At 62.3% G+C, this 18,049-nt stretch carries 16 protein-coding genes and 1 tRNA gene; 4 read left to right on the top strand and 13 right to left on the bottom strand.

Annotated features, from left to right (window positions below):
* The first annotated feature begins 25 nt into the window (after positions 1-25).
* Complete coding sequence (rsmA, locus tag AWB74_RS19085; protein WP_061148293.1) at positions 26-850, top strand: 16S rRNA (adenine(1518)-N(6)/adenine(1519)-N(6))-dimethyltransferase RsmA; 825 nt, start codon at positions 26-28, stop codon at positions 848-850.
* On the opposite strand, the gene AWB74_RS19080 is transcribed toward rsmA, so the two are convergent.
* A complete protein-coding gene (locus AWB74_RS19080; RefSeq protein WP_061148292.1) occupies positions 832-1,086 on the bottom strand; it encodes a hypothetical protein in 255 nt (84 codons plus the stop codon). The genes rsmA and AWB74_RS19080 overlap by 19 nt on opposite strands.
* A gap of 171 nt (positions 1,087-1,257) precedes the next feature.
* Here AWB74_RS19080 and AWB74_RS19075 point away from each other — a divergent pair, with 171 nt between their 5' ends.
* On the top strand, positions 1,258-2,514 hold the full coding sequence (locus AWB74_RS19075) for a metallophosphoesterase family protein (RefSeq protein WP_061148291.1): 1,257 nt from the start codon (positions 1,258-1,260) through the stop codon (positions 2,512-2,514).
* A 3-nt stretch (positions 2,515-2,517) separates the two neighbouring features.
* Positions 2,518-5,967: an ATP-binding protein gene (locus tag AWB74_RS19070; RefSeq protein ID WP_061148290.1), complete on the top strand. Its 3,450-nt coding sequence runs from the start codon at positions 2,518-2,520 to the stop codon at positions 5,965-5,967.
* 7 nt (positions 5,968-5,974) lie between these two features.
* Here AWB74_RS19070 and AWB74_RS19065 read toward each other — a convergent pair whose 3' ends face one another.
* Positions 5,975-6,796 carry an SIR2 family NAD-dependent protein deacylase gene (locus tag AWB74_RS19065; protein ID WP_061148289.1) on the bottom strand — a complete coding sequence of 274 codons (822 nt, stop codon included), beginning with the start codon at positions 6,794-6,796 and terminating at the stop codon, positions 5,975-5,977.
* Positions 6,793-7,866, bottom strand: a complete 1,074-nt coding sequence (locus AWB74_RS19060) for a helix-turn-helix transcriptional regulator (RefSeq protein ID WP_061148288.1) — start codon at positions 7,864-7,866, stop codon at positions 6,793-6,795. The genes AWB74_RS19065 and AWB74_RS19060 overlap by 4 nt, the downstream gene beginning before the upstream one ends.
* A gap of 364 nt (positions 7,867-8,230) precedes the next feature.
* Between AWB74_RS19060 and AWB74_RS19055 the strand changes: the two genes are divergently transcribed.
* A complete protein-coding gene (locus AWB74_RS19055) occupies positions 8,231-9,874 on the top strand; it encodes a M12 family metallopeptidase (protein WP_143749279.1) in 1,644 nt (547 codons plus the stop codon).
* Between the two features lie 489 nt (positions 9,875-10,363).
* Here AWB74_RS19055 and AWB74_RS19050 read toward each other — a convergent pair whose 3' ends face one another.
* From AWB74_RS19050 to ydfG, 10 genes are all read right to left on the bottom strand, one after another.
* Entirely contained in the window at positions 10,364-10,714 is a 351-nt protein-coding gene (locus AWB74_RS19050; protein ID WP_061148286.1) for a hypothetical protein, read from the bottom strand.
* 489 nt (positions 10,715-11,203) lie between these two features.
* Positions 11,204-11,279 (bottom strand) — tRNA-Lys (locus AWB74_RS19045).
* Between the two features lie 155 nt (positions 11,280-11,434).
* Positions 11,435-12,184: a tol-pal system protein YbgF gene (gene ybgF, locus AWB74_RS19040; protein ID WP_061148285.1), complete on the bottom strand. Its 750-nt coding sequence runs from the start codon at positions 12,182-12,184 to the stop codon at positions 11,435-11,437.
* A 27-nt stretch (positions 12,185-12,211) separates the two neighbouring features.
* Positions 12,212-12,718: a peptidoglycan-associated lipoprotein Pal gene (gene pal, locus AWB74_RS19035; RefSeq protein ID WP_061148284.1), complete on the bottom strand. Its 507-nt coding sequence runs from the start codon at positions 12,716-12,718 to the stop codon at positions 12,212-12,214.
* 53 nt (positions 12,719-12,771) lie between these two features.
* Positions 12,772-14,064 carry a Tol-Pal system beta propeller repeat protein TolB gene (tolB, locus tag AWB74_RS19030; RefSeq protein WP_061148283.1) on the bottom strand — a complete coding sequence of 431 codons (1,293 nt, stop codon included), beginning with the start codon at positions 14,062-14,064 and terminating at the stop codon, positions 12,772-12,774.
* 106 nt (positions 14,065-14,170) lie between these two features.
* On the bottom strand, positions 14,171-15,274 hold the full coding sequence (tolA, locus tag AWB74_RS19025) for a cell envelope integrity protein TolA (protein ID WP_061148282.1): 1,104 nt from the start codon (positions 15,272-15,274) through the stop codon (positions 14,171-14,173).
* Positions 15,271-15,714 carry a protein TolR gene (gene tolR / locus AWB74_RS19020; protein WP_061148281.1) on the bottom strand — a complete coding sequence of 148 codons (444 nt, stop codon included), beginning with the start codon at positions 15,712-15,714 and terminating at the stop codon, positions 15,271-15,273. Before tolR ends, tolA begins: the two co-directional genes overlap by 4 nt.
* A 15-nt stretch (positions 15,715-15,729) precedes the next feature.
* On the bottom strand, positions 15,730-16,407 hold the full coding sequence (gene tolQ, locus AWB74_RS19015; RefSeq protein ID WP_008342801.1) for a protein TolQ: 678 nt from the start codon (positions 16,405-16,407) through the stop codon (positions 15,730-15,732).
* A 163-nt stretch (positions 16,408-16,570) separates the two neighbouring features.
* A complete protein-coding gene (gene ybgC / locus AWB74_RS19010; protein ID WP_061148280.1) occupies positions 16,571-17,032 on the bottom strand; it encodes a tol-pal system-associated acyl-CoA thioesterase in 462 nt (153 codons plus the stop codon).
* A gap of 127 nt (positions 17,033-17,159) precedes the next feature.
* Entirely contained in the window at positions 17,160-17,906 is a 747-nt protein-coding gene (gene ydfG, locus AWB74_RS19005) for a bifunctional NADP-dependent 3-hydroxy acid dehydrogenase/3-hydroxypropionate dehydrogenase YdfG (protein WP_061148279.1), read from the bottom strand.
* Positions 17,907-18,049 lie beyond the last annotated feature (143 nt).

Below are 18,049 nucleotides of genomic sequence, written 5' to 3'. Positions count from 1 at the left end.
CGCGCGCGCATTCATTCGAATCGGTATGTCGACCAAACATCAAGGCCATTTCGCGCGCAAGCGCTTCGGGCAGAACTTCCTCGTCGATCAGGGCGTGATCGATTCCATCGTCGATGTGATCGCGCCCAAACGTGGCGAGCGCATGGTCGAGATCGGGCCGGGGCTCGCGGCGCTCACGGAGCCGCTGATCGAGCGGCTCGCGACGCCCGAATCGCCGCTGCATGCGGTGGAACTGGACCGCGATCTGATCGGCCGGCTGGAAAAGCGCTTTGGCGACAGGCTCGTCGTGCATTCCGCGGACGCGCTCGATTTCGATTTTGGCGCGCTCGCGCTCGAAGGTGCAGACAGCGATAAGCCGACGCTGCGTATCGTCGGCAATCTGCCGTACAACATTTCGAGCCCGCTGCTGTTCCATCTGACGACGTTCGCGCACAAGGTCATCGACCAGCATTTCATGCTGCAGGACGAAGTGGTCGAGCGCATGATCGCGGAGCCCGCGAGCAAGGACTACGGGCGTCTTTCGGTGATGCTGCAATATCGCTACGTGATGGACAAGATGATCGACGTGCCGCCCGAGTCGTTCAATCCGCCGCCGAAAGTGAATTCCGCGATCGTGCGCATGATTCCGTTCGCGCCGCACGAATTGCCCGAAGTCGATGAAACCGTGTTGAGCGATGTCGTGAAAGCCGCGTTCGCGCAGCGCCGCAAGGTCTTGCGCAACAACCTGGGCGCGTACCGCGACACGATCGATTTCGACGCACTCGGCTTCGATCTCGCGCGCCGCGCCGAGGAAGTGCCGGTAGCTGAATTCGTCGAGCTGGCGCAGGCGGTTCAGCGCTCGAAAGCCTGAACGCAGCCGGCGTCCGACAGCAGTTTCATCAGCCGTTCCAGTCGCGCGCGCTGCTCGCGCTGCAAGCCGCGCGTCGCGCTCACCTGCCGCACGCGGGTGCGCCAGTAGGTCTGGCCGAACAGCGAGTTCGCGCCTTCCGCCGAGAGCACGCGCTCCAGATGCCCGATCGCGGCATCGACATTCCGGGGTGTGTACGGGCTCGTGATCGTGGCGTCTCGTTCGAGTGTCGCGTTCATCGTTTTGGCCTCGTGTCGCGTTGAATCCGAGCGATGGATTCTGAGCGCGAGGCGGGACATTTCACGTCTCGAAGCGTCATCACGAACCGGGACGCGATGTGTCCGAATCGGCTGATATGATCGTCGTCCCCAACGATGCGGGGCAGAAAGACATCCTCAAAGGGGAGACACATGCGCTTCATTCACGCAGCGGATATTCATCTCGACAGCCCGTTGCACGGCCTTTCCGCCTACGCCGACGCACCCGCCGACATGCTGCGCCAGGCGACGCGCGAGGCGTTCTCGAAGCTCGTGTCCATAGCGGTCGACGAGCAGGTCGATTTCATGGTGATCGCCGGCGATCTCTACGACGGCACCTGGCGCGATCACAACACGGGCATCTTCTTCTGCCGCGAGATGGGGCGCCTGCGTCGCGCGGGCATTCCGGTCTACGTGCTGTTCGGCAATCACGACGCCGAAAGCGAAATGACGAGCCAGCTCCAGTTGCCCGACAACGTCTACACGTTCTCGACGAGAAAGCCGCAGACGTTCCGCATCGACGCGCTCAAGGTCGCGCTGCACGGTCACAGCTTCAAGGAAAAGGCGGTCACGACGAATCTCGTCACCGCCTATCCGCCGCCTGTCGCGGGCTATTTCAACATCGGCGTGCTGCATACCGCGCTCGAAGGCGGTTCGATGCACGCGAGCTACGCGCCGTGCTCGGTCGCCGAACTGCACGCGAAGGAATATCACTACTGGGCGCTCGGCCATGTGCATGACTACGCAATCTGGCAGGACGCGTCGACCATCGTGTTTCCAGGCAATCTGCAAGGACGCAACATTCGCGAAACGGGAAGGCGCGGTGCGGTGATCGTCACCGTATCGGAGTCGGAAGCGGTGAGCGTCGAGCGGCTTTTCATCGACGTGCTGCGCTGGGAATCCGTCACCGTCGACGCATCGCAGGCCAGCACGCTCGATGAAGTCGCGCGCGCGGCCGGGCGTGCGCTCGAAGCGCTCGTCGAAGCGTCCGCATCGCACGTGCCGCACGCGGTGCGCGTGACGATCACCGGCGCGACCGGCGCGCACGGCGAATTGTTCGGTCTCGAAACGCAATTGCGCGCGGAAGTGCTCGCGCAGATCGCGGCGATCAGCCACGACCGCCTCTGGCTCGAGAAAGTGAGGATCGCGACCGAGCCGCTCGCACACAGCGAACCGGCAGCGGGCCGCGCCGATGCGCTCGCCGATCTCCACGGCCTGCTGATCGAAGCCGAGTCCGATCCGGAGTTTCTGAGCATGCTGCAGGACAAGCTCATCGCGCTGGCGTCGCAGGCGCCGAGTGAGTTGCAGAAGTTCGTGCCCGAACTGGAGCAGGTGCGCAACGGCGAGCTCGCGAAGCTCGTCGGCGACGTGCGTTCCGGCCTGATCGCGCAACTCGCGGACGCGGAGTAACGAATGCGCATCGGAAAGCTCGAACTCATCCGCTACGGCAAGTTCACCGATCACGCCGTCGAATTTCCGGCGGCGGAACACGACTTCCACTTCGTCGTCGGGCCGAACGAGGCCGGCAAATCGACCATCAAAAACGCGATCTCGGAACTGCTCTTCGGGATGCCGCACAGCTCGCCGCTCGCGTTCGTGCATCCGCAAAGCGACTTGCGGCTGGGCGCGTCCATCGAAACGAATGGCGAGACTTTGGCGTTTCACCGCTCGAAGAGCCGCAAGTCGTCGCTCTCGATGCCGGACGGCGACGCGCTGCCCGCCGACGCGCTCGCGCCGTTTCTCGGCGCTGCCGACAAAGGTTTTTTCGAGCAGATGTACTGCCTCGATCACGACGCGCTGCGCCGTGGCGGGGAAGCCATTCTCGATGCGTCGAGCGATGTCGGGCAGGTGCTGTTTCAGTCGGCCGCGGGCATTGCCAGTCTCGGCGACGTGCGCCAGCGTCTCGCGGACGAAGCCGATCGTCTTTGGGCGAAGCGCAAGTCGGGCGATCGCGCGTATTACGTCGGTTTGAAGCAGTACGACGAAGCCACCGCCGAACTCAAGGCGGCGAGCGTAAGAACGGCGCAATGGCGTCGCGCGCATGTGGCGGTCGAAGAAGCCGAGGAGCTGAGCCGCGAGCAGGATGCGCGCCGCGCCGGGCTCGAAGCGCAGCGCGGCAAGCTCGAACGCATGAGGCGCGTTGCGCCGTTTCTGAACGCGTGGCGCGAAAAGGCGGCCGATTTGCGCGAACTGGGCGATGCCGTCGATCTGCCCGCGAACGCCGAAGCGACGCTGCACGACGCGCTGACGCGGCTCGCGGCCGCGCAAACCGCCCTGGACCTGCACGCGAAAAATGCCGGCCAATTGCAGGCCGAGCTGAGCGCGGTGCACATCGAGCACGGTCTGTTGAAGGTGCAATCCCGCATTCGTGCACTCGAAACCACGCGGCAGCGCTGCACGAATCACGCGAGCGATATTGCCCGGCTCGAACTCGAAGTCGACATGCGTTTGCGGCAAATCGTGCACGACGGCGCGCAGCTCGGCTGGCCGCAAGACGAAGCGGGCACACGCCGCGCAATGCCCGGCACGCTCGCGCTGCAGACGGTCACGAGCCTGATGCTCGAGCGCGGCGAACTCGAACTCGCGGCGCGCAACGCGCAGCAGGCGGCGGAAGACAGCGCGACGCAGATCGACACGCTGAAAGCGCGGCTCATGGCCATCGCGAGCGGCGATGTGCCGCCGGCACTGCGCGCTGCGTTGCGCGCCGCGCAGAAGTATCGCGATGCGAGCGCGGCGATGCAGCGTCTCGAAGACGCGAGGCGCGACGCGCGGCACGCGCTCGACGCGGGCATCGCGTCGCTTGGACGATGGTCGCGGCCGATCGTCGAATTGAAGTCGATGACGTTGCCGGCAGCGGAGCGCATCGCGGCATTGCGCGCGGAACGTCAGGAACTGACGTCGCGATTGACGCTCGCCACTGATCGCGTGCAGGAAGCGCGGGAGACGCTGCACGCGACGCGAACCGAACTCGACGATCTCGTCGAAACACACGATGTCGTAACGGGCGATCAGGTTCGCGACGCACGCACGACGCGCGATGCCGCGTGGCGCGCGATCAAAGCGGGCGATCTCGCGCTCGATCAGGGCGCGCCCGGATTCGAAACCGCGATGCACGCGGCTGACGGGCTCGCCGATCGTCAGCTCGGCTCGGTCGGTCACGCGACGCAGCTCGCGGCACTGAAGCGGCGCGTCGCGAGTGAGGAAGCGACGCTCGTGCGGCGCGAGGAGAGCGTGTGCAAAGCCGAATCGGCGCTGACGAAGTTCGACGATGCGTGGCGCGCGCTCGCGGCGCAATCGCAGGTCGCGGAGATGTCGCTGGACGATGCGTCGTCGTGGATCGCATCGCGCGAGAAGGTGCTGGCAGCGGCGCAAACGCTCGATGCGCGCACCGAGGAACGCGAGCGCGATTCCGCCGATGCCGCCGCGCGGCGCGACGAGCTCGCACGGCATCTGAAAGAAGCGGACGCGCGCGCCGATCTCGACATGCTGTGCGACATGGCGGAGGCGCATATTGCGGCTATCGATGAAGCTGCCGTGACGCGGCGCAACGTCTCAGCGCAACTCGACGAAGCACAAGCCGAGTGCGTCGTGCGTCAAAGCGCGGCAAAAGCCGCCCGCGACGCATTCGAGCGCTGGCAGCGTGAGTGGTCGGCGGCGCTTGCGAAGGCGGGTCTCGCGAACGCGGCGGATTCGCAGGCGGCGGCTGAAGCGGCTATCGACATCGTGAAGAAGATCGGCGAGCAATTGACGCAAATCGATACGATGCGCACCGGTCAGATCGACGCGATGCGCGCGGCGCTCGATGCACTCGACGCCGATGCGTCGCAGCTTGCGCGCGAACTCGACGATTCGCTCGCGATGCTCGGCGCAAACGCAATCTCGACGGAACTGTCGGCGCGCCTCGATCGCGCTTGCGCGGCGCACGCCGAACTGGAGCGCTTGAAGAAGACGCACGCGGCCGCGAGCGAGCAGGAGAGCAAAGCCGCCGCAGACGTGGAAGAAGCGAAGGCAACGCTGCGTCCGCTCTACGATCTGGCTGGCGTCGATACGCCCGACGTGCTTCAGGCGCTGATCGCGCGATCGCAGAAAAAGCGTGAGCTGAGCACCGCCGCGGACGATGCGCGCGCCGCGCTCATCAAGGGCGGCGACGGTCTGACGCTCGACGAGCTCGTCGCGGAAGTGGAGGGCGCGGACATGGCGAACGTGCAGGCCGAGCTTTCGCGCATCGGTGCGGCGCTGTCGGAGTCGGTGCGAATCGCCGGCGAAACGGCGACTGCGCTCGATGCCGCGCGCCGCGAGCTCGCCGCCATTTCCGGCGAAGCGAACGCCGCGCGCGCCGAAGCGAAGCGCCAGGAAGCGCTCGCCACAATGTCGGATGCCGCCGAGCGCTTCGTGAAAGTCGAGACGGCATCGACGCTGCTCAAATGGGCGATCGACCGTTATCGCGAGCGCCGTCAGGGCCCGATGCTGTCGCGCGCGAGCACGATCTTCTCGGAACTCACGCTCGGCGCGTTCTCGCGACTCATCGTCGACTACGACCGGCAGCCGATGGCGCTCTCCGCGATCCGTTCGAGCGGCGAGCATGTCGACATTTCGGGGATGAGCGAAGGCACGCGCGATCAGTTGTACCTCGCGCTGCGGCTTGCGGCGCTGGAAGAGCATGCCGAGAAGGCGTCGGCGCTGCCGTTCGTCGCCGACGATCTCTTCATCAACTTCGACGATGGCCGCGCGCGTGCCGGCCTCGCCGTGCTCGCGCACATCGCGAAACGTACGCAGGTGATCTTTCTGAGCCACCACGATCATCTCGTCGATATCGTCCGCGACGTGTTCGGGCCGCGGGTCAACGTGCGCTACATGAGCTGACGGGGTTTTACACGTTTAGCATCGCGTCGAGGCGCAGCAGCGTATCGCGCGCGCCGCCCGCGATGCCGACGCCTGTATTCGGTGCGATCGCGTGCTCGCGCGGATTGATGCGGATGACGCGCGGCCCGTTGCGCTCGCTGAAGCGCCTGACCGTGGGCAGCGCGCGCCCCGCGCCGACTTCGACGACCACGAGTCTTTCGACGTCGCGCAGCCACGTCGCCAGTCTGCGCTCTTGCTGCGCGGAGCGCGTCTCGACCCAGTTCCAGTCGCCGAACATGAGGATGTTCGGACGCGCGAGCGCATCGCAATGCGGACAGCGCGGCATCGCGTTGACGAGCTCGCAGCGGCTTTCGTCGACGATGGGTTCGAAGCCGTCGGCGGGCCAGATATCGCTCGTGCAGGCGTCGATGCATTGCAGCGCGTCGATCGCGCCGTGACACTCGGCCACGCGTTCCGGCGCGAAGCCGGCGCGCTGAAACTGCCCGTCGACGTTGCTCGTGAAGACGAACGCGCTGTGCGGCATGCGTGCGGCCCAGCATTTCAACGCATGAAAGCCGTCATGCGGCACGGTCGCGCGATACAGCGCCAGCCGATGCCCGTAAAAGCCCCACGTGAGCCGCGGATGACGCACGAAGCCTTCGGGATTCGCCATCTCCTCGAACGAAAAGCCGTGACGCCGTAGCGCCGGATACGCGCGCCAGAAGCCTTCCGGGCCGCGAAAATCCGGCAGTCCCGAGTCGACGCCCATGCCGGCGCCCGCCGTGATCAGGAGACCGTCGGCATCGCGAAGCCAGCCGGCGGCTTGCGCGAGAAGCGCAGCGTCGTTCATTGCGCGTCCTCCTGACCATATCGGCTCGCGAGTCTGCGGAAGTCTTCGGCGAATTCGTCGCGCAAGGCTTGCGGCGAGAGAATTTCCACGCCCGCGCCCAGCGCGCGCAGCCACCAGCGCAGCTTGAGACTCGGCGTGACGGTGCCCGTGACTTTCATGCGGCCATCGGGCAGCGTGTCGATGAGCTGATCCTTCGACATCGGCGATTCACGCAGCTGATTGCCCGCGTTGCCATCGAAGGCGAGTTCGAGCCGTACCGGCGGCTCGGGCAGAAAGTCAAATACCTGCTGCGTCTCAATGTACTTGCGCAGCTTGAAGTCCTCTGGATACGTGAAGGATTCGCCCGACTCCGTCACCGAGCGGATGCGATCGAGCCGGTAGAGCGTGCGCAGCCATTGCGTTTCGCCTTTCTCCGGACGCGGCGCGCGATTCGGGTCTTGCGCGACCATGTACATCACGCCGGCCGATTCGACGAGCGCGAGCGGCCAAAGTTTGCGCGTTTTCGGGGAATCGCTGCTGTCGATCTTGTACGCGGCGCGGTACTGCACGAGCAGTTCGCGTTCGAAGAACGTGGCGGTGGCCACCGTCTGAAAGATTTCGGGACGCAGCTTCGGGCGGATCAGCGTGAAGGCGCCGTCCACCGAATCGATCTTGTCCGCCCACGCGCGATAGATGCGGCTGTCCGCTTTCTCCTGCGACAACCGGGATTCGGCCGCCTTGAAGAGAGGATCGATGTCGCGCGTGACCGCGTTCGGGAGCTTGTTGCCCGCGAAGCGCTGCAGTATGTGAAACGCCACGGCCTCCGACGCGCTCATCAGGCCGCTCATGCCTTCCTGCAAGCCGTGCAGCCACGGCTTGCGCTGCCAGAGGAGTTCGCGTCCGTTGAGCATCGATACGACGCGTGCGTCGGCTTCGAGCGCGGTCAGATGGCGCTGCACTTTCTTCGTATAGCCGACGCGATGGCCGCGCTCTTCGAGACGCCTGCGTACTTCGGGCGTCGAAAGCCAGGCGGTTGCGTCCCGTTCGGTGGGCAGCACGCGGAGGATGGCTTCATCGAGGCTGGAGGTCATGGCGTCGGTGGGACTGGGTGATGAGGCCGATTATAGGCGGCAACGGGACATATTGTGTCTCGATTGAGTGTTTCGGATTTCATGCAACCTCCCCATCGACATGGGGCGGCTTATATAACTCAGCCCGGCTCAATTCAATTTCTGGCTGCAAGTTGCCATCGCAACCGTGAAACAAATAGTAATATAAATTTCGTTCTCCTTTCGTTGCTGCACTACACTCTATTGCGCATCATTCCGCGACGCAAAAAATCGGAGGACACTTGTGTTTAGTCAAATAACGAGATTTTTTATCTGTTTATTAGCAGTGCTATTTATATCAGGATGCGGAGATGGCAACAATCTCAGTAATCCCGCCGCGTCTGCCGTGAGCAAGGCAGTGGTTGAAGAGGCCGCGTCGACTCCGAAGACAACAGTCAAGGGATACGCTTTATCGACTGTAATCTGGCCGCAAATACCCATTCCTGTCTGCTGGATGCTGAACGACGACGAATTCGGTCGCACTTCCCAAGAGCGAGGCTGGGTACGCTCATCTGTAGAAGAAACTTGGGTGGCCAATTCAGGGGTCGAATTTTCCGGATGGGAAAAGTGCGGGGATTCGAGCGCGTCTAATTCAATTCGAATCGCTTTAAAAGATGACGCCTCCGATGGACCGTGGTCGTATTTCGGCGTTTGGGCTGGCAAATATATGCCTGGCATGCAGTTGAATTTCACATTCAACTATTGGAGCCCAAGTTGCAATGGTCGCAGAGAATTCTGTATCAAGACCATTGCAGCGCATGAATTTGGCCATGCGTTAGGTTTCGCGCATGAGCAAAACCGCCCAGACACGCCGAATACATGCGAGAAGGCTCCGCAAGGAGGGAACGGTGACACTCTGATTGGCGAATGGGATTTGGCGTCGATCATGAACTATTGCAATCCGAAGTGGAATGGCGATGGCAAGCTCAGTCCAACCGACATCGAGATGGTGCAGAAGTTCTACGGGATGCCGAAGGCTAAGGGCACCTTGTACACGGTGTTGCGCCAAAGTCTGCCCGCACAGATTCAAGCGTTTGATCTTTCTACGCGAACGCGCAAAGCGACGGTTGATCTTCCATCCGGCGAACCGACTGCAATGTTTTCAAATTCGAACGGAAATAAGTTATTTGTTTTTCTTGATAAGGGTCAGGGAACAAACGGTGATCTAGTGACTATTGACACCGCCAGCAACTCGGTTTCCAGAATAACGCCGATGATCAAGGTGAGTCAGGCCGAACATTACTCGTCGCCAGACGGTTCCATTATATATGTGATCGACTACTATCGGATTCGTGTTTTCTCGGCTGAAACCGGTGCGTTATCTAAAACCATTGAGCTTCCCTATTCTGGGGGAACGAAAGGGAGTAATCTCGTTGCTTTCGACGACAAGGCTAATGTTTATGTGGAATTTTCCCAGTACGCTACAAACAGAATACTTCTGCATCAAATCAATCTCGATCAGGGAAAGGTTGCACGAACATGGGATCTTGGGCCGCGCATCCAAAATATATCTTTCTTTGCTAAGTTTATCCTTTCTCGCGATGGAAAGAAGATTACTTTCGAAAGTTTGCTGGACGAAAAAGACGTTGATCGCAGCGTTGTTGAACTAGATATAGACACGAACAACCGCAAGCTTGTCTCCACCGTACCGTCAACAATAGGTACGAACCTTGTCCCCACGGAGGACGGCACGGTGCTGTCCTTCAGTCAAACAGGTTCGAATACGACGGTACTTAAACTCTACGATCCGAAAACAGGTCGAACTTTGTTCACAGACAGCCAAGCGCCAGGCTCGGTTGCTCCGGTTTATCACGCGCAATCCAAGTCTGTATTCTCATGGCGCTGCACATACGGCGGAGCCATACTGCAATTTGAGCCTCAGTCGGATGGGTCTTACAAACGACTTACTCTGGACGCTGCAACACTCATCGCGTCGCCTGGAGTCTGTGGCGGCCCCAGGCACGCTTTCGTTATCGTAGATCGTAATTAGCGGCGCACGCAGAAGGGCATTTAGGCCGTGCCTCCGCGGCACGGCTTCGATCGATGAATCACACCACCCGCCGTTTCGTGAGCCGCCCGCGCCACGCTTTCCCGTCATCTGTATGCGCTCTATCCCTATCATGCACCGTTCGTCGCAGTGCCTGTTGCTGAACTCGATGTAGTTCTGCAATTGCTGGACTACGGTTTCCCGTTGCAGCGGTATGCGCGCCCAATTACCGCGTGCATGCCCCGCCATACCGTACAAGTCTGCGACTAGACCGGGCGGGCGTTCATGTCACTGTCGGACGCCTGTCGCGTCTTGGGTATCTTGCGGGGAATGCTAGCGCGCTACCGGCGCGGAGAATATTCGCATGCGGACGGGTTCATATTTCACGAAAGAACCCGCGTTTCGTCATATCGCGCAGCGCGGGAAGGAACCGCCTGATCCGCGCTACGTCCGTCGATGAGATTCCACCCTCGCGCGATGCGGGGCCATGGGTCAAAGCTCTTCAATCGCCACGAGCGCATCCCGAGCCATCCATTCGAGCGTGCCGAAGAGTGCGGATAGCTCCCAATGGTCCAGAGTTCTGTATATGGCTTGTGTGGCTTGTTCTTCGTCGGATAAGAGGCGCAGAAGCGTGATGAGTCCCGTAAGCGCGAAGGCTGCGCGTGCCTGACCGTCAATGTTTGGCATCGTCATATGGTGCGGTCCGCGATAGCCGGGTTTAGCGCCGGGTTCAAGTATCGACGTCCACCCCGGACGCTCCGCATTGCGTGCCTTTGATGAAAGCGTGTTCTGGTCGCGGGTTGCCTCGTTGGTCGCCGCTTTCGCCTTCTTCTTTTCTTTCATGCTGTCCGCTCCTGTGTGAAGCCCGGAGCCGCACCCTTCGAACGAAGGGGCGGGCGGGAACAGTGACAAGGTTGGCAGACCGGGTGAGTACAACCATTACCGGCAACCCTTGCGGGTTCCCTGCCACGTCCCGCCCATAGGCGAACGCAAGCACCATGCGCCGACGGTCAATCGGCGCGCGGGGTTCTAACGCTAGCCCGCAGTGCGCGGGCGTCGCGGGTTGAAAAACTCACTATCAGGCTGCCAAGCCTGTCCCGACGCAACCACGCGCCGGACTTCACAGAATACGGCACCACCCCGCAATGCTGATTCTATGACAAACGTCAAAATTTGTCGTTGAGTCTTCACGCGTCGGAAAATTCCAACAGCACTGCTTATTAGCGCGAGAGGCGCGTTCGACGTTGCTCGAATTTGCCTACACAGTGCCTACATGACCGCACAAAACAAAAAGCCCATCCGGTGAAGGATGGGCTATCTGCTTGATTCTTTTGGTAGGCCGTACGGGATTCGAACCTGTGACCAACGGATTAAAAGTCCGCTGCTCTACCAGCTGAGCTAACGACCCGAAAGAGGCGAAATTATAATCGGCGAAGCCGATTGATGTCAAGAGGCCTGGCCAAGCGACCGCTCGAACATCGAAAGAAAAAATGCCTGCGGCGTCACGGCCCGCAGGCATTCTTCTCGAGAGGCGCAAAGCTCAAAAGAATCGTAAAGCTCCGCTTACTTCACCTGCGACATCTTGCTCTGCGCAGTCTGCGCGACTTCCGTACCGGCGTACTGCGAGATGATCTGCTGCAGCGTCTGCTTTGCAGCCGCCTTCTGGCCTTGCTCGATCTGGTTGTTCGCGATCGCAAGCAGCGCCTCGGGCGCCCGCGGATGCGTCGGATAACTCTTTACCAGGTCTTGCCAGACAGCAGTCGATGCCTTGTAGTCGCGTTGAGCATACAGCGCATTGCCGAGCCAGTATCGCGCCGTCGGCTGATACGGACTTTGCGGATACTTCGCCACGAACGCCTTGAAGGACGCCGCGGCGTTCTTGTAGTCACCGTTACGGAACTGAGTCGACGCTGCGTTGAACGCTTCCGTCTCGCCGGGCTGCACCGAACCGGTCACGCCGTCGATCGTCTCTTGCTGCGGCTCGAACTTCTTCAAGCGCGTGTCGAGATCGGCGTAATAGTCCTTCTGCTGCTTCTGCAGCGTCGCGACCTGATTGGCCAGATCCTCGTTCTGGCCGCGAACCGTTGCAACCTGCTGATTGAGCTGGTCGATACGATTCTGCTGATCGAGGATCGTGCGCTGCGCAGCCTGCAACTGACTGGACAAGCTATCAGTCTTCGTGCGCAGATCGAGCACGGCTTTACGCGCTTCGTTGTCGTCGAAGACGCCGGCGTGCGCGGGCACGCTAAGCATCGTGGAGCCAACCACGCACGCGGCTGCGGCTACGCGCAGCAAGGGAAAGCGATACAACATAGGGCGACTCACCCGTGACTGGTTACGTTACTGTTGATAGACGAGGTCGGCGCGGCGGTTTTGCGCCCACGACGACTCGTCGTGACCCGTCGCCATCGGCTTTTCCTTGCCGAGGCTCACGGCTTCCATCTGCGAATCGGCGACGCCCATCAGCGACATCGCGCGACGCACGGCTTCCGCACGCTTCTGGCCGAGCGCGAGGTTGTACTCGCTCGTGCCGCGCTCGTCGGTGTTGCCCTGGATCAGGACGTGACGCTCCGGATGGCTCTTGATGTACGACGAGTGTTGTTGCAGCAGCGGCTGATAGTCGTCCTTCACGGCATAGCTGTCGAAGTCGAAATAGATGCTGCGCTTGGCGAGCGGGCTGTTCGGATCGTTCAGCGGGTCGATGTTGACCTGCTTCACGTCCGTCGGGTTCGGCTGCGTGCCGACTGCACCCTTGTTCTGGCCTTCGTCGAGCTTCACGCCCGAGTGACACGCCGCCAATGCGCCGACCATCGCAACTGCCAGGCCGATACGAAGTTTCGACATCATGGTACCTCTCCTTGTTGTAGCTGAACGTTGTATGTGAAACGTTATTGCTGAACTCATTGCATGAACGGACCCCAGGACGGCTCGCGCACCGCACCGCCCTGAACTGACAAGACTTGCCGCGTACGACCGTCGGTCGAAACGGCTGCCAACACGCCACGTCCGTTCACTTGGGTGGCGTAGAGGATGTACTGACCGTTCGCCGCGAAGCTCGGCGATTCGTCATGCGTCGTGTCGGTCAGCCCCGTCGCCGTGCCGGACGCGAGGTCCTGCAAATACAGCTTGAAGCCGCCGCCAGTGCGCGAAATGTACGCGAGTTGCTTGCCGTCCGGGCTCACGCGCGGGCTCGTGTTGTAGCTGCCCGCAAAGGTGACCCGCTGGGCCGCGCCGGCGCTTTCCCCGGCCGCCGGCATCTTGTAGATCTGCGGTTGGCCGCCGCGATCGCTCGTGAAGTAGATGGAGCTGCCATCGGGCGAGAAGGCCGGCTCGGTATCGATGGAACTGCCTTGTGTCAGACGGCGCAGGCCGGAACCGTCTGCGTTGACTTCGAAAATCTGCGTGTTGCCGGTGCGCGAGAGCGCGACGGCGAGCTTGCGGCCGTCAGGCGACCACGCCGGCGCACTGTTGTTGCCCTTCTGGTTCGACACGACCACGCGACGGCCCGTAGGCAGATCGTGGATGTAGACCACCGGCTTCTTCTTCTCGAACGACACGTACGCGACCTTCGTGCCGTCCGGCGACCACGCCGGGGAGATGATCGGCTCGGGGCTGGAGAGGGCGATCTTCGCGTCCTGGCCGTCCGAATCCGAAATCTGCAACTGATAGCGTCCGCCCGTCTGAATGACATAGGACAGACGCGTCGCGAACACGCCGCGGCCGCCGAGCAGCTTGGCGTAGATGTAGTCGGCAATCTTGTGCGCGCTCATGCGCAGGCCGCTTTCGGCGCTGACGAGCGACAGGCCGCCGAGATTCTGCTGCTTGACTGTGTCGTAGAGACGGAAGCGCACTTCGTATTGGCCGTTCGGCAGCTTGTTCACGCTCCCCGACACGAACGCATCCGCGCCTTTCGCTTTCCATGCGCCGAGATCGACCGAGTCGGATTCAGCGACGGGCGCGCTGCCCGCATCGATATTCGTGAACTTGCCGCTTCTCTGCAGATCCTGGCGAATGATCGCGCTGATCTGTTGCGGCGAATTCGCTTCATTGGCGAAATTGGCCGTCGCGATCGGGAACTGGGTCGAACCGACGCCGGTCACGAGCACGTTCAACTGGGCGTGTGCGGCAGTGCCGGCTGCGATCAGGCAGGACGCGACCAGCGTTTTGAGGCCAAGCTTCGTCATCAAACTCATGCTGTATAGGTTCCAGATAAAAGCGTTTTAAGTGTCCGCGGGCTGCAGAACAGACCCGCGCTTGCACAAATCGTTCCCGCCAGCAGCGGCTCGCTGCGGGCGCCGGTCAGCCTCCCGCCGGGCGCAGCGTGATCGTAAAGTGATCCGGTGCCTTGCCGTCGATATCGACGGGCATCGGATCCGAGCGCTGCACCGCGCGCAACGCAGCCTGATCCCACTGCTCGTTGCCGCTCGAGCGGGTGATGTTCGCCGAAAGCAGCGTGCCGGACGACGAGCAGCGGACCGACACCACGGTCTCCAGACCGGCCGTTTCGCCGGCCCACACGATGTTCGGCCGCACGCGGCGCTGCACCTTCTCGGCGTAGCCCGGAGAGGTCGCATTGCCGCCAGCTCCCTTGCCGGTGCCGCTCTTCGCGAGCCCTTCGCCGCTGCCCGCCGTGCCGCCGCCCAGCTGCCCTTGCAACTGCGCGAGGCGAGACTTGCGCTCGGCATCGAGCTTCGCCTTCGCTTCCGCATCGGCCTTGGCTTTCGCCTGCGCTGCAGCCTTCGCCTTGGCGTCGGACTCAGCCTTGGCTTTGGCTTGCGCGTCGGCCTTCGCCTTCGCTTCCTGCTGTTCCTTTTGCTCTTTTTGTTCCTTCACCTGCTCCTGCTTCTGCGCTTCGGCCTGCTGTTGCTGGCGCTGCTTGTCCTGCTGCGCTTTCTGTTGCTGCTGCTTCTGCAGGTCGGCCTGACGCTGCTGCTCGATCTGCTTCTGCTTGTCCTGCATCGCCTTCTGCTGCGCGGCTTGCGCCGCGAGTTGCTGCTGACGCTTGGCTTCCGCTTCCTGCTTCGCCTCTTGCTGCTGACGGCGTTGTTCTGCCAGTTGAGCTTCGCGCGCGGCGGCTTCTTGCTGCTTGCGCTTCTTCTCCTGCAACGCGATGTCCGCATCCTCGTCCTTAGCGGGCGGCGGCGCGGGCTGCACTTTCACCGGCGCGGGCGGCGGGGGAGCGGGGCGGGGCGTCGGCGCGGGCGTGTCCGGAATCTCGGTCCAGATTTCTGCTTCCGCGCCTGCCGGCGTGTTGTTCTGCCAGTTGATGCCGTGGTACAGGAACCAGCCGAGCAGCAGGTGCATCAACGCCGCGAGCGCGAACGCCTTGCCCGTGCCGCGCTCGCGCGGCGGGCGAATCGGTCGCGCGGACGATGCGCGTGTCTGCCTGTGCAAAAGGGTCATTGCGATTTGACGAGCAATCCGACGCGCTTCACGCCGCGCGCCTTCATATCGGACATCACGTTCATCACGACTTCGTACTTCACGGTCTTGTCCGCCGCGATCACGACGGGCTGATCCGGATGCGATTCCTGACGATTCAGCACGAAGCTATCTAGGTCCTTCATCGTCATTTTCTGCTCTTGCGTCGCGCCGCCTTCTTCCTTGTAGCGGACGTTCATGCTGCCATCTGCCTTGATGTTGATGACGAGCGGCGGCTGCTGCTCCTGCGGCTGCGCATTGCCGACGGTCGGCAGATTGATGATCGACGGCGAAACGAGCGGCGCCGTCACCATGAAGATGACGAGCAGCACGAGCATCACGTCGATGTACGGCACGACGTTGATATCGGACATCGCGCGGCGCGAACTGCCGCGCATGCTGGAACGAATGGGGCCTGCCATCGCGGACTCCTTCTCTTAGTGCGCCTGACGCTGCAGGATGTTCGAGAACTCTTCGATGAAGGTCTCGAAGCGGATCGCCAGGCGATCGATATCGTGCGCGTAGCGGTTGTACGCGACCACGGCCGGAATCGCGGCGAAAAGGCCGATCGCGGTGGCGACGAGCGCCTCGGCGATGCCCGGCGCCACGTTCGCGAGCGTCGCCTGCTGCACGTTGGCCAGGCCGCGGAACGAATTCATGATCCCCCAGACCGTGCCGAAGAGACCGATATATGGACTCACCGAGCCGACCGACGCGAGGAAAGCGAGGTTCGCTTCGAGCACGTCCATTTCGCGCTGGAACGCGGCCCGCATCGCGCGGCGGGAACCGTCGAGGATCGCGCCCGGATCGGTGATGCGGCGCTCCTTGCCCTTCAGGAATTCGCGCATGCCGGATTCGAAGATACGCTCCAGCGCGCCGATGGTGTGGCGATTGTTCGCCGCGCTCTGATAAAGCGCCTGCAGGTCGCCGCCCGACCAGAAATCGCGCTCGAAACGCTCGGTTTGCGCACGCGCGCGGCGAATCGCGAACCACTTGCGGAAAATGAAAGTCCAGGACAGGAGCGACAGCAGCAGAAGCAGCGCCATCACCGCCTGCGCGAGCAGGCTCGCGTGAACGACGAGAGAAATGATCGACAAGTCTTGTGTATTGTTCATAAAGGTCCGCTGTTACGTCCCGAAAGGGGCGTCCGGCCAGAAAGTCATGCTTTCGTGAAACGGCTGTGAATCAAACGAAAGCCGCGCCATGACCGGCTCATGCTCGTTAATGCTTCCTCTGTTCCCGGAGCGTGTTCGCTTCGGGATGCGATGCGTTCATCGGTCAGGTTCGATCCTGGTTTGCGCCGCACGGCGCTTTGGCGAACGCGGCGTGCGGGCCGCGTTTCAGTCCGTCGAGTACCGCGTCGGGAATGGCAGCCGGACGGATCGACGCGCGATCCACGGAGGCCACGCGAATGTCGCCGCTCGCGAGCAGCACGCCGTCGCGCCACGCTTCCTGATGAAAATCCACCGATGCGCGCCCCAGCCGCCCGATACGGCTCACGACACGAATGACGTCATCCAGACGCGCCGGCGATGAGTATTCGACCGACGTGCGCCTCACGACGAACACGATGCCGTTCGAATCCGCAACGCGCTGCTGGTCGATGCCGCACGCGCGCAGCCATTCGGTGCGCGCCCGCTCGAAGAACTTCAGGTAGTTCGCGTAGAAGACGATTCCGCCGGCGTCGGTGTCCTCGTAATACACCCGAATCGGCCACTCGAAAGTCAACGGATCACTCACCTTTGCGCCGCTCCGCTCGCGCGGAAGCGCTCAAGCGCGTTCCGGCTCGCTTTTTGACAGATATTCATCGGCGGCATTTTACCGGAACCCGAAGCACGACCGCCAAATCCTTAGGCAGATCACCAATTCAATCGCGGTGAATTTGCAACGGCGCGAACGTCTGCGCTATCGGCATCATCTCAATCGCGTTGATATTCACGTGCGCCGGGCGCGTAGCGATCCAGTAGATCGCGTCGGCGATGTCCTCGGGCGTGAGCGCCTGCACGTCCTTGTAGACGGTGCCGGCTTTCGCGTCGTCGCCCTTGAAGCGCACGTTGGAGAACTCGGTGCCGCCGACCAGCCCCGGCTCGATATCGGTCACGCGCAGCGCGGTGCCGGCGACGTCCGCGCGCAGGTTCAGGCTGAACTGCCGCACGAACGCCTTGGTCGCGCCGTACACGTTGCCGCCGGCGTACGGATACGTGCCCGCCACCGATCCCATGTTGAACACGTGCCCACGATTGCGCTCGACCATGCCCGGCAGGATCGCGTGCGTGACGGTCACGAGACCCGTGCAGTTCGTGTCGATCATGCCTTTCCAGTCGTCGAGGTTCGCGCGCTGCGCGGGCTCGAGGCCGAGCGCGAGGCCCGCGTTGTTCACGAGCACGTCGATGTTCGCGAACGCCTCGGGCAGCGACGCGACCGCGTTCCTCACGGCGTTCTCGTCGCGCACGTCGAGTTCGACGGGCAAGAGCGCGTCGCCGAGCTCGTTCGACAGCGCGAGAAGGCGATCCTTGCGGCGCGCGGCGGCGATCACGCGATGGCCGCCTTTCACGAAAGTGCGGGCGACGGCGGCGCCGAATCCGGCAGACGCACCGGTGACGAAAACGATCATGAGCGGACTCCGAATGAGGTGCGATGGGCAAAGCCGGAGCGCACGCGCGAGCGCCTCCGGCAACGGCGCAAAGGGTACTTCCATTGATGCGGCGCGGCAAGCAATCGCAGGCGCGAACGATCGTGCTTTTAGGCCTTCCGCGA

It is taken from the genome of Caballeronia arvi, assembly GCF_001544695.2.
In the GTDB taxonomy this organism is placed as follows: domain Bacteria; phylum Pseudomonadota; class Gammaproteobacteria; order Burkholderiales; family Burkholderiaceae; genus Caballeronia; species Caballeronia arvi.
This window is presented reverse-complemented; position numbering and strand designations above follow the sequence as displayed.

What these genes read in the sequence shown, in the direction of transcription:
- AWB74_RS19065 (WP_061148289.1), bottom strand. Translation starts at nt 6,796, where the DNA reads ATGAACGACGCTGCGCTTCTCGCGCAAGCCGCCGGCTGGCTTCGCGAT.
- tolQ (WP_008342801.1), bottom strand. Translation starts at nt 16,407, where the DNA reads ATGAACAATACACAAGACTTGTCGATCATTTCTCTCGTCGTTCACGCG.
- AWB74_RS19050 (WP_061148286.1), bottom strand. Translation starts at nt 10,714, where the DNA reads ATGAAAGAAAAGAAGAAGGCGAAAGCGGCGACCAACGAGGCAACCCGC.
- rsmA (WP_061148293.1), top strand. Translation starts at nt 26, where the DNA reads ATGTCGACCAAACATCAAGGCCATTTCGCGCGCAAGCGCTTCGGGCAG.
- AWB74_RS19075 (WP_061148291.1), top strand. Translation starts at nt 1,258, where the DNA reads ATGCGCTTCATTCACGCAGCGGATATTCATCTCGACAGCCCGTTGCAC.
- tolR (WP_061148281.1), bottom strand. Translation starts at nt 15,714, where the DNA reads ATGGCAGGCCCCATTCGTTCCAGCATGCGCGGCAGTTCGCGCCGCGCG.
- tolB (WP_061148283.1), bottom strand. Translation starts at nt 14,064, where the DNA reads ATGAGTTTGATGACGAAGCTTGGCCTCAAAACGCTGGTCGCGTCCTGC.
- AWB74_RS19070 (WP_061148290.1), top strand. Translation starts at nt 2,518, where the DNA reads ATGCGCATCGGAAAGCTCGAACTCATCCGCTACGGCAAGTTCACCGAT.
- ydfG (WP_061148279.1), bottom strand. Translation starts at nt 17,906, where the DNA reads ATGATCGTTTTCGTCACCGGTGCGTCTGCCGGATTCGGCGCCGCCGTC.
- pal (WP_061148284.1), bottom strand. Translation starts at nt 12,718, where the DNA reads ATGATGTCGAAACTTCGTATCGGCCTGGCAGTTGCGATGGTCGGCGCA.
- AWB74_RS19060 (WP_061148288.1), bottom strand. Translation starts at nt 7,866, where the DNA reads ATGACCTCCAGCCTCGATGAAGCCATCCTCCGCGTGCTGCCCACCGAA.
- AWB74_RS19080 (WP_061148292.1), bottom strand. Translation starts at nt 1,086, where the DNA reads ATGAACGCGACACTCGAACGAGACGCCACGATCACGAGCCCGTACACA.
- tolA (WP_061148282.1), bottom strand. Translation starts at nt 15,274, where the DNA reads ATGACCCTTTTGCACAGGCAGACACGCGCATCGTCCGCGCGACCGATT.
- ybgF (WP_061148285.1), bottom strand. Translation starts at nt 12,184, where the DNA reads ATGTTGTATCGCTTTCCCTTGCTGCGCGTAGCCGCAGCCGCGTGCGTG.